This window comes from Bradyrhizobium cosmicum, assembly GCF_032290525.1.
In the GTDB taxonomy this organism is placed as follows: domain Bacteria; phylum Pseudomonadota; class Alphaproteobacteria; order Rhizobiales; family Xanthobacteraceae; genus Bradyrhizobium; species Bradyrhizobium cosmicum_A.
In genome coordinates this window covers 56,589-66,108 of sequence record NZ_JASXTA010000008.1, presented here as the reverse complement: position 1 = coordinate 66,108, position 9,520 = coordinate 56,589, and the positions used below count along the sequence as shown (strand labels likewise).

At 64.4% G+C, this 9,520-nt stretch carries 10 protein-coding genes; 7 read left to right on the top strand and 3 right to left on the bottom strand.

Annotation, left to right across the window (positions count from 1 at the left end):
• The first annotated feature begins 18 nt into the window (after nucleotides 1-18).
• The 3 genes from QSV46_RS16400 (at nucleotide 19) to QSV46_RS16390 (ending at nucleotide 3,687) form a co-directional block, all read left to right on the top strand.
• A complete protein-coding gene (locus QSV46_RS16400) occupies nucleotides 19-777 on the top strand; it encodes an SDR family NAD(P)-dependent oxidoreductase (RefSeq protein ID WP_314952950.1) in 759 nt (252 codons plus the stop codon).
• A gap of 189 nt (nucleotides 778-966) precedes the next feature.
• A complete protein-coding gene (locus tag QSV46_RS16395) occupies nucleotides 967-1,773 on the top strand; it encodes an enoyl-CoA hydratase/isomerase family protein (RefSeq protein WP_314952949.1) in 807 nt (268 codons plus the stop codon).
• A gap of 42 nt (nucleotides 1,774-1,815) precedes the next feature.
• A complete protein-coding gene (locus QSV46_RS16390; RefSeq protein ID WP_314952948.1) occupies nucleotides 1,816-3,687 on the top strand; it encodes an AMP-binding protein in 1,872 nt (623 codons plus the stop codon).
• 21 nt (nucleotides 3,688-3,708) lie between these two features.
• Here the strand turns inward: QSV46_RS16390 and QSV46_RS16385 are convergent, their stop codons facing one another.
• On the bottom strand, nucleotides 3,709-3,846 hold the full coding sequence (locus QSV46_RS16385) for a hypothetical protein (protein ID WP_314952947.1): 138 nt from the start codon (nucleotides 3,844-3,846) through the stop codon (nucleotides 3,709-3,711).
• On the opposite strand from QSV46_RS16385, the gene QSV46_RS16380 reads away from it, so the two are divergent.
• The 4 genes from QSV46_RS16380 to QSV46_RS16365 all read left to right on the top strand — a co-directional run bounded on the left by QSV46_RS16380 (nucleotide 3,845) and on the right by QSV46_RS16365 (nucleotide 8,426).
• Nucleotides 3,845-4,972: an acyl-CoA dehydrogenase family protein gene (locus tag QSV46_RS16380; protein ID WP_314952946.1), complete on the top strand. Its 1,128-nt coding sequence runs from the start codon at nucleotides 3,845-3,847 to the stop codon at nucleotides 4,970-4,972. The two genes, QSV46_RS16385 and QSV46_RS16380, sit on opposite strands and share 2 nt — an antisense overlap.
• Before the next feature lie 120 nt (nucleotides 4,973-5,092).
• Nucleotides 5,093-6,340 (top strand): acyl-CoA dehydrogenase, encoded by a 1,248-nt coding sequence (locus QSV46_RS16375; RefSeq protein ID WP_314953356.1) that lies wholly within the window; start codon nucleotides 5,093-5,095, stop codon nucleotides 6,338-6,340.
• A gap of 9 nt (nucleotides 6,341-6,349) precedes the next feature.
• A complete protein-coding gene (locus QSV46_RS16370) occupies nucleotides 6,350-7,594 on the top strand; it encodes an acyl-CoA dehydrogenase (RefSeq protein ID WP_314952945.1) in 1,245 nt (414 codons plus the stop codon).
• 133 nt (nucleotides 7,595-7,727) lie between these two features.
• Entirely contained in the window at nucleotides 7,728-8,426 is a 699-nt protein-coding gene (locus QSV46_RS16365; protein ID WP_314952944.1) for a nitroreductase, read from the top strand.
• A gap of 99 nt (nucleotides 8,427-8,525) precedes the next feature.
• Here QSV46_RS16365 and QSV46_RS16360 read toward each other — a convergent pair whose 3' ends face one another.
• Both QSV46_RS16360 and QSV46_RS16355 read right to left on the bottom strand, forming a co-directional pair.
• The gene (locus QSV46_RS16360; protein WP_014491704.1) at nucleotides 8,526-9,074 is read right to left on the bottom strand and encodes a sigma-70 family RNA polymerase sigma factor; all 549 of its coding nucleotides are present in this window, start codon (nucleotides 9,072-9,074) and stop codon (nucleotides 8,526-8,528) included.
• On the bottom strand, nucleotides 9,074-9,307 hold the full coding sequence (locus QSV46_RS16355; RefSeq protein ID WP_080135209.1) for a NepR family anti-sigma factor: 234 nt from the start codon (nucleotides 9,305-9,307) through the stop codon (nucleotides 9,074-9,076). The genes QSV46_RS16360 and QSV46_RS16355 overlap by 1 nt, the downstream gene beginning before the upstream one ends.
• Nucleotides 9,308-9,520: the final 213 nt, after the last annotated feature.

Here is a 9,520-nt window from a genome sequence, read left to right as displayed (position 1 = left end):
CAAGGAAAGGTCGAAGCGATGGAATTGAAAGACGTAGCCGTTCTCATCACCGGCGGTGGTTCGGGTCTCGGCGAGGCCACCGCCCGCGCCATGGCGGCCAAGGGCGCCAGGATCGGCGTGATCGACCAGAACAAGGACAATGCCGAGAAGGTCGCCGCTGAGGTGAAGGGCGTCGCGCTTCATGCCGACGTCACCAGCGAGGAGCAGATCAAGGCGGCGATCGCGAAGGCGGAAGCCGCGCACGGCGTCGCCCGCGTGCTGATGAACTGCGCCGGCATCGGCGGCTCGCAGCGGATCGTCGGCCGCGACGGCGTCTATCCCCTGGAAAAATTCGCGCGCATCATCAACGTCAATCTGATCGGCACCTTCAACTGCTTGCGGCTGTTCGCCGAGCGCCTCATCACGATCGAGCCGGTCGGTGAAGAGCGCGGCGTCATCATCAACACGGCCTCTGTCGCCGCTTACGAAGGCCAGATCGGCCAGATCGCCTACTCGGCCTCGAAGGGCGGCGTCGTCGGCCTCACGCTGCCGGCCGCGCGCGATCTCGCCAGCCAGAAAATCCGCGTCAACACCATCGCGCCCGGCCTGTTCTTCACGCCGCTGCTGATGGGTCTGAACGAGGAAGCCCGCAAGAGCCTGGGCGCCCAGGTGCCGCACCCCTCGCGCCTTGGCGACGCCAAGGAATACGGTTCGCTCGCCGTGCACATCGTCGAGAACCCGATGCTCAACGGCGAAACCATCCGTCTCGACGGCGCCATCCGCATGGCGCCGCGGTAGGGCTGCTCTTGACCCTCCCCTGGAGGGGGAGGGTCGGCGCGAAGCGCCGGGGTGGGGTGATCTCTCCGCTCGGGCACTGTTCAGGGTGGAGAGACCGTCACCCCACCCCGCTCGCGCTCCGCGCGATCGACCCTCCCCCTCCAGGGGAGGGTAAAAGACCGGCGCCTGACTCGCATGGAGGACGTTCGCATGTCCCAACCGCTGCTGATCGAGCACAACGACGGCGTCGACACCGTGGCGCTCAACCGGCCCGAACACCTCAATGCGCTCGATCCCGCGCTGATCGATGCGCTCAATGTCTATTTCCAGGGCCTGCAGCGCAACCGCGACACGCGCGTCGTCGTGCTCAAGGGCGCCGGCAAGAGTTTTTGTGCAGGCCTCGATCTCAAGGCCGCGATGGCGCGTCGTGCCGGGCAGCAGGAGCTGCCCGGTGTCACCGAGTCGCTGGACTCGCAGCGGCGCATCGCTGACATCGTGATGCTGATGCGGCGCTGTCCGCAGCCGATCCTGGCGCTGGTGCAGGGCGCGGCGGCCGGCGGCGGCTTTGCGCTGGCGCTGGCGTCCGACATCCGTATCGCGACGAAATCGGCGCGGATGAACTGCGCCTTCATCAAGCTTGGCCTCGGCGGCTGCGACATCGGCACGAGCTATTTTCTGCCGCGGCTTGTGGGCGTCTCCGTGGCTTCCGAACTGATCCTCACCGGCCGCTTCGTCGGCGCCGAGCGCGCGCTTGCGGTCGGGCTCGTCTCCGAAGTCGTGGATGAAGACAAGCTCGACGCGGCGGCCGAGCCTTATGTCGATGCGATGATGACGGCCTCGCCGGTCGGACTCCGTCTGTCCAAGGAATGTCTCAACATGAGCGTCGATGCGGGATCGCTGGAAGCTGTGATCGCGATGGAGGACCGCAACCAGGTCCTGTGCAGCCGCTCCGAGGAATTTTCGGAAGGCATCAGGGCCTTCCTTGAGAAGCGAAAGCCTGTCTATATCAAGCGCTGACAATGAAGATCCGCCAAGGACGATAATTCCGGGAGACGCAAAATGAGTGGAAGCGCGGCGACGGTGATGACGAAGCCCGCCTTTCGCAAGGTCGAGTGGCTCGCGCGCGACATCGACGTCGCGCGCCGCGGTGACGGCACGGTAGTGCTGAAGTCGCGCATTCCGCTGCAGGCTTACGAAAAGCACATCCCGGCCTCGCTGGCGAAATGGGCGAAGGACGCACCCGAACGCATCTGGCTCGCGCAGCGCGGAGGTCCGAACCGCGAATGGCGCAGGGTGTCCTACGGCGAAGCCAAACGCACCGTGGATGCGCTGACGCAGGCGTTGCTCGATCTCAATCTCGACGGGCGCCCGGTCACGATCCTCTCCGGCAATTCGATCGAGCATGCGCTGATGACGCAGGCCGCGATGCAGGCGCGCGCCCCCGCGGCGCCGGTGTCGCCGGCCTACTCCCTGATGAGCCACGATCACGTCAAGCTGAAGTACCTGTTCAACCTGATCAAGCCGGCCGTGGTGATGGTGCAAGATGGTCCGACGTTCGAAAAGGCGCTGAAGGCACTCGACCTTACCGGCGTCACGGTCGTTCACGTCGTGCGACCCTGCGACGGCGTCAAGAGCGTCAGTTTTGCCGATCTGGCGGCAACGCCCGTGACCGCGGATGTCGAAGCATCGATCGCAAAAATCACGCCCGACACCGTCGGCAAGCTGCTGTTCACCTCCGGCTCGACCGGCATGCCCAAGGCCGTCATCAATACGCAAGCGATGATGTGCGCCAATGCGGCGATGATGATGCAGGTACGGCCGCGCGATCCCAGCGGCCCGATCTCGACCATGCTGGACTGGATGCCCTGGAACCACACCATGGGCGGCAATGCGGCGTTCCACCCGATCCTGGTCGACGGCGGCACGCTCTATATCGACGACGGGCGGCCGATGCCGGGCCAGTTCGAGGAGACGCTGCGGAATCTGCGCGAGATCTCGCCGACCTATTACGCCAACGTGCCCGCCGGCTATGCCGCGCTCGCGGCCGCCATGGAGAAGGACGACGCGCTCTGCCGTTCGTTCTTCAAGAATTTGTCGATCATGGCGTATGGCGGCGCCCGGCTGCCTGATGATCTCTATGAGCGCATGCAAGCCCTCGCGGTGAAGACCACCGGCGAGCGCATCGTGTTCTACACCGGCTGGGGCTCGACCGAGACCGCGCCGACTTCGACCGGTACCTATTGGGACACCGAGCGCGTCGGGCTGATCGGCCTGCCGTTCCCCGGCGTCGAATTGAAGATGGTGCCGTGCGGCTCAAAATACGAGCTGCGCCTGCGCGGCGTCAACGTCACGCCCGGCTATTTCGGCCAGCCGGACCTGACGAAGAAGATGTTCGACGAAGAAGGTTTCTATTGCATCGGCGATGCCGGCATCTTCGTCGACGATGCCGATCCGGTGAAGGGCATCATCTTCGCCGGCCGCGTCGTGGAAGATTTCAAGCTCACCACCGGCACCTTCGTGCACGTCGGCTCGCTCCGCACCGACGCGATCGCGGCCACAACGCCCGTCGTGCATGACGCGCTGGTCGCGGGGCAGGATCGCGCCTTCATCGGCCTGCTGGCCTGGCCCAATTTGCATGCCTGCCGCCAGCTCGTCGGCAATCCCGACCTGGGCTTCGAGGATGCGGTGAAGCATCCCGAGGTGATCGCCTGCTTCAGGCGCGGGCTCGAAGCGCACAACCGGGAATGCGAGGGCGCCAGCAGCCGCATCATTGCCCGCGCCATGCTGATGGCCGAGCCGCCCTCGATCGACGGCAACGAGCTCACCGACAAGGGTTACATCAACCAGCGTGCCGGCCTGGAGCGCCGCGCCGCGCTGGTGGAGCGGCTCTATGCGGACAAGCCGGATCAGGATGTGATCGTGCTGAAATGAGTGCGCAACTCTCTCCCCTCGTCATTCCGGGATGCGCCGAAGGCGCAGGCCCGGAATCCATAACCCCGGCTTGTGGTTATAGATTCCGGGCTCGCGCTCCGCGCGCCCCGGAATGACGGTCTCAATGGATACAGACGAATAAACAAAGGTCAGCGCCATGAACTTCGATTTCTCCGACGACCAGAAGCAGCTCCGCGACCACGCGCGCAAATTCCTCACCGAGAAATGCTCGCCCAAGGCGGTGCGCGTCGTGCTCGATGGCAAGGCGCCCTATGACAAGGAACTGTGGAAGGGCCTCGCCGAGATGGGTTTTCTCGGCGTCGCGATCCCCGAGGAGTTCGGCGGCGCGGGCGCCGGCCATCTCGAGCTTTGCGTGATCGCCGAGGAAATGGGCCGCGCCAATGCACCGGTGCCGTTCTCCTCGACCGTTTATCTGGCCGCCGAAGCGCTGCTGATCGCCGGCAGCGACGCGCAAAAGAAGAAATGGCTGCCGGCGATCGCCTCGGGCGAGGCGATCGGCACGCTCGCGCTGTTCGAGGGCAAGGGCAATCCATCGCCGAAGACCATCAAGCTGACCGCCGCGAATGGGGTGCTCAAGGGCGTCAAGAAGCCGGTCGCCGATGGCGCTATCGCCGACTTCGCGGTGGTCGCCGCGCGCACGGGAACGAGCGGCCGCGACAACGACATCTCGCTGTTCCTGGTCGACCTTAGGGCGGGCGGCATCGAGGTCAAAAACCTCACGAATCTCGATCCGACCCGCGGACAGGCCGAGATCACCTTTACGGACTGCAAGGCCGAGCCGCTCGGCGCCGCCGGCGAAGGCTGGAGCATTTTGACCCAGGTGCTCGACCGTGCTGCGGTGCTGTGCGCCTTCGAGCAGGTCGGCGGCGCCGATCGTGCGCTGGAGATGGGCCGCGACTACGCGCTCGACCGCATCGCCTTCGGCCGCCAGATCGGCTCGTTCCAGGCCGTCAAGCACATGCTGGCCGATATGTATGTCTCGGCGACGCTGGCGCGCTCCAACAGTTACTACGGTGCCTGGGCGCTCTCGACCAACGCGGCCGAATTGCCGGAAGCGGCGGCCGCCGCGCGGATCAGCGCGACGCAGGCGTTCCAGCACTGTGCCAAGAACAATATCCAGGTTCACGGCGGCATGGGTTTCACCTGGGAGTTCGACTGCCACATGTACTACCGCCGCGCCAACGCCATGGCGCTCGGGCTCGGCAGCCTCACTTATTGGGAAGACCAGTTGATCGACCGCATGCGCAAGAAGAACGCGGCCTGATGTCATTCCGGGGCGCCGCAGCGCGGCGAACCCGGAATCTCGAGATCAGTCGGTTAACCTCTGGGTTCCGGGTTCGATGCTTCGCATCGCCCCGGAATGACGGAAGAAGAGAAGAACACCATGAACTTCGACGACACCCCGCAGGAAGCCGAATTCCGCAGCGTAGCCCGCGCCTGGATCGCTGCGAATGCGCCCAGGCAGTACGAAGAGGAGCTGCGCAAATCCTCGCTCGGCCGCACCCAGCTCAAGAACGCCAACATCCTCGAAGTGGCAAAAGCCTGGCAGAAGAAGAAAGCCCATGCGGGCTGGGCCTGCCTGCACTGGCCGAAGGAGTATGGTGGCCGCGGCTCATCGCCGATCGAGCGCGTGATCTGGCAACAGGAAGAAGGCCCGTTCGGCCAGTTGTCCCGCATGTTCATCATCGGCCACGGCATGTGCGGGCCGACCATGATGGCGTTCGCGCGCGAGGAGCATAAGCACACCTATCTGCCGCCGCTCGCCTCCGGCGAAAAGGTCTGGTGCCAGTTGTTCTCCGAGCCGGCCGGTGGATCCGACGTCGCGGGCCTGCGCACACGTGCCGAGAAGGACGGCGACGACTGGGTCATCAACGGCCAGAAGATCTGGACCTCGGGCGCGCATTATTCCGACTATGGCATCCTGCTGACCCGCACCGATCCTGATGTCCCCAAGCACAAGGGCCTCACCATGTTCTTCCTGGACATGAAGAGCCCGGGTGTCGAGGTGCGGCCGATCAAGCAGGCGAACGGCGCCTCCGACTTCAACGAGGTCTATTTCACCAACGTCCGCATTCCCGACCACCAGCGCCTCGGCGAGGTCGGTGACGGCTGGAACGTTTCGCTGACGACGCTGATGAACGAGCGCAGCGCGATCGGCGCGGGCGTTTCGACCGGCTTTCCGGAACTGTTCGACTATTGCTCCAGCCTGATGCTCGACGGCGGCCCGGCAATCGAGGATCGTGCGGTGCGTTCAAAGCTCGCGAATTGGGCGGTGAAAGCGAGCGGCCTCAGATACACCAGCATGCGGGCGATCTCGGCGTTGTCGAAGGGCGAGCGGCCGGGGCCGGAAAATTCCATCGGCAAGCTGGTGGCGGGCGCGATGATCCAGGACGTCGCGACCTACGCACTGGACTTGCAGGGCGCGGGCGGCGTGCTCAGCGGTCCGGAAGACGCCGAGGTCGCCGGCCGTTTCCAGGCGATGCTCTTGCGCGCGCCCGGCACCCGCGTCGAAGGCGGCACCGACGAGATCATGCGCAACATTATCGCCGAGCGGGTGCTGGGCCTGCCCGGCGATATCCGTGTCGACAAGGACGTGCCGTTCAACAAGATCCCGACCAAGGGAAGAGGTTAGAGGTCCGCCATGAATTTCGACGACACCCCGCAGGAAGCCGCATTCCGCGAGACCGCGCGCAAATGGGTCGAAGCCAATGCGCCGAAGGAATTGCATGCCGAGCTGTCAAAATCCTCGCTCGGCCGCATTCGGCTTGCCAGTCACGACATCGTCGATGTCGGCAAGGCCTGGCAGAGAAAGAAGTTCGAAGGCAATTGGGCCTGCCTGCATTGGCCGAAGGAATATGGCGGCCGCGGCGCCACGCCGATCGAGCGCGTGATTTGGCAGCAGGAAGAAGGCGTTTACGGCAAGCTGACGCAGCCGTTCCAGATCGGCGAGGGCATGTGCGGCCCGACCGTGATGGCCTGGGGCAGCGAAGATGCAAAACGCCGCCATCTGCCGAAACTTGCCTCGGGCGAAGAGATCTGGTGCCAGCTGTTCTCCGAGCCGTCCGCCGGCTCCGACGTCGCCGGCTTGCGTACACGCGCAGAGAAGAAGGGCGACAATTGGGTCGTCAACGGCCAGAAGATCTGGACCTCGGGCGCGCATTATTCCGACTACGGCCTTCTGATCGCGCGCACCGACCCGAACGTGCCCAAGCACAAGGGCCTCACCATGTTCTTCCTGGATATGAAGAGCCCGGGCGTCGAGGTCCGCCCGATCAAGCAGGCCAACGGCATGCAGGAGTTCAACGAGGTCTATTTCACCGACGTGGTGATTCCGGACAGCCAGCGGCTCGGTGCCGTCGGCGAGGGCTGGAGCGTCTCGCTGACCACGCTGATGAACGAGCGCATGTCGATCGGCTCGCGGCTGGCGACCGGCGTCCCTGAAATGTTCGAGTTCTGCTCCAACCTGATGCTGGAAGACGGGCTTGCGATCGACGATCCCGCCGTGCGTTCGAAGCTCGCGAGCTGGGCGGTGAAATCGAGCGGGCTGAAATACACCAGCTACCGCGCGATCTCGGCGCTGTCGAAAGGCGAGCAGCCTGGCCCGGAAAATTCCATCGGCAAGCTGGTCTCGGGCCTGATGCTGCAGGACATCGCGACCTATGCCATGGACCTCCAGGGTGGAGCCGGCGTTCTCACCGGCACGGACGAGGAGACGGCGCAGGGCCAATTCCAACAAATGCTGCTGTCCTCGCCCTCGATGCGGATCGCCGGCGGCACCGACGAGATCCTGCGCAACATCATCGCCGAGCGGGTGTTGGGTCTGCCGGGCGACATCCGCGTCGACAAGGACGTGCCGTATAACAAGATCCCGACCAAGGGGCGGTGATATCTCGTGTCCCGGACGCGCGGAGCGCGAGCCGGGACCCAGGAGCCACAATGGACAAGTCACAATGGGCCCCGGCTTAGCGCCGCATCACTTCGTGCTGCGTCGCGTCCGGGGCACGAAAGCGAGCTAAGCAATGGACGCTGCAGTCAACCGGAATAACCGCATCGGGGTGCTCGAAGAGCTCCTCAACGAGCGCTACTCCGTCCGCGCCTTCCTGCCCAAAGAAGTCGACCGCGCCACCATCGAGCATGTGCTCACCACCGCGCAGCGAACGGCGTCATGGTGCAACAGCCAGCCCTGGCAGGTCGTCATCGCCAGCGGCGCGGCCAAGGAACGCTTTCGCCAGGCGATCTACAAGGAAGCCTCGGGTGGTCTTGGCGATGACTACGACTTCACTCCGCCGCGCGAATATGTCGGCGTCTATCTCGACCGCCGTCGCGAGAGCGGTTTTCAGCTCTACAACACGCTCGGCATCGCACGCGGCGACAGAAGCGCCTACGCCAAGCAGGCGCTGGAGAACTACAATTTCTTCGGCGCGCCGCACGTCGCCGTCATCCACACCAACGAGCCGCTCGGCATCTACGGCGCGATTGATTGCGGCGCCTATGTCAGCAATTTCATGCTGGCTGCCCAGGCGCTCGGGCTCGGCACCATCCCGCAGGCGGCGCTCGCGCGCCACTCCGGCCTGATCCGCCGTCACTTCGATCTGCCCGACGACCGCCGCATCGTGTGCGGCATCTCGTTCGGCTATGCCGACAACGCGCACAAGATCAACAGCTACCGGACTTCGCGCGCCAGCGTGGCCGACACCGTGACATTCGTGGACGAGTGATCGAGCGACCGGCTTGTTCGCACGCTGAGATACACGCGCGCGCAAAGGCGGCCGCGGAAACGGCCGCCTTGAGATCTGGTCTCGATTCGACGCCGCTCGTTATCCGCCGCTGCCGCCGATCACGGCGCGCACGGTCTCGTCAGGGCCAAAATCTTCGGCGCCGTCGACATAGAGCAGCGCGGCGAGCTTCGAGCGCGCGCGGTTGACGCGGCTCTTGATCGTGCCGACCGCGCAGCCGCAGATCGAGGCCGCGTCCTCATAGGAGAAGCCGGAGGCGCCGACCAGGATCAAGGCCTCGCGCTGATCCTGCGGAAGCTTCTCCAGCGCGCCGCGGAACTCCTCGAACTCGAGATGTGCGTTCTGCGAGGGCTGCGTCTTCAGCGTCTTGGCGTAGTTGCCCTCGGCATCCTCCACCTCCCGCCGCCGCTTGCGATAGTCGGAGCGGAACAGGTTGCGCAGGATCGTGAACAGCCACGCCGGCAGGTTGGAGCCGGGCTGGAACGAGTCGATGTTGGCGAGCGCACGCAAAAGCGTTTCCTGCACCAAATCGTCTGCGCGATCGGCATTGCCGCTGAGCGAGATCGCGAACGCGCGCAGACTGGGCACGGCCGCGAGGATGTCGTCTCGAAGGGAGTCCGTGAGAGGCATTAATCCCTCCCATTGTTGTTGTCGTTTGAGCCCCCGTCAGTTTCCACTTGGGGTGCGCCTCCCGGCGCATCAAGCTTCTTGATCAGTTCCGCGAACCGGTCCGGAACCCCCTGCCGCACCACGTCGTCGTACATGGCGCGCAGCTGGTGCCCAATCCGGGATTGGATCTCCGGAGTGAGCCCTCCCTTGCCGGGGGTCGTGCTTTTGCTGGCTTGAGACTTGAGATCTTTCATTGACCTGTTCCACGTTTCCCCGAGTTAAGTGACTGTAAAATCGAGAAATTCTCTCAACTGGGAGCCGTTCCCTGGACAAGTTCAATTCCAGCTTCGACAAAAAGTTCCGGCCCATGTGGAACTTTTCTCGATCTGAAACGTCTTTAGCCAAGCAGGGGAACCCGGGCCTCCCCTCGTGTTGCCCGTTCTTCAAGGTCGGCCCGAAGATGAATG